Genomic DNA, 560 nt, shown 5'->3' on the forward strand with positions numbered 1-560 from the left:
ATGCAGAAGGACGGCTCAAAGGAATCCTTGAAGGGGAAATTCCAAAGGGCAGGCTGGGACAATGCATTCCTCTCTCGCCTGCTCAGCCTGTTCTGAAATGCGATTGCCCTGCCAATCGCACCGAAGTCGGTTGACACGTTCATCAAAAGGATGAAAGCGATCTCTGAAAGCGAGTTGAAAAGCCTCCAGGAGAACGTTCTCAGCACGAAGATCCGGGTGTTCGGTAACGTCGCCGTCGCGACAGCGGTGTGCGGAATGTCGGAAAACGGGTCCGAATCCAAACGGGGGGGGGTGGAGGCAATCTTGCTGGTCAAGGATCAGGACCGCTGGCTTATTGCGGCCCAAGCTTGGGACATGGAGACGCCCGACAAGGTTATTCCTGCAGACCTGCTTGACGAAGACTGAGCGCTCCTGGAACGCAGGCTTCTGATTGACGATGCAGATGGCAGTTTTCTTGAGTGAAATATCGGGGCCACAATAGTATTTCATGCAATCTCCGTTGTTATTGTTATTATCGAAACTCTGCGAGTTGGCGAGGACGGCCGTGGCCGTCCTCGCTA

At 53.9% G+C, this 560-nt stretch carries 1 protein-coding gene; it reads left to right on the top strand.

The features are described from left to right. Positions 1-150: 150 nt before the first annotated feature. A complete protein-coding gene (locus VQ042_RS25475; protein WP_331823032.1) occupies positions 151-405 on the top strand; it encodes a hypothetical protein in 255 nt (84 codons plus the stop codon). Positions 406-560: the final 155 nt, after the last annotated feature.

It is taken from the genome of Aurantimonas sp. A2-1-M11 (assembly GCF_036549475.1).
Taxonomy (GTDB): Bacteria; Pseudomonadota; Alphaproteobacteria; order Rhizobiales; family Rhizobiaceae; genus Aurantimonas.

Excerpts from the sequence above, each read along its gene's own strand:
- VQ042_RS25475 (WP_331823032.1), top strand. The coding sequence starts at position 151 with ATGAAAGCGATCTCTGAAAGCGAGTTGAAAAGCCTCCAGGAGAACGTT.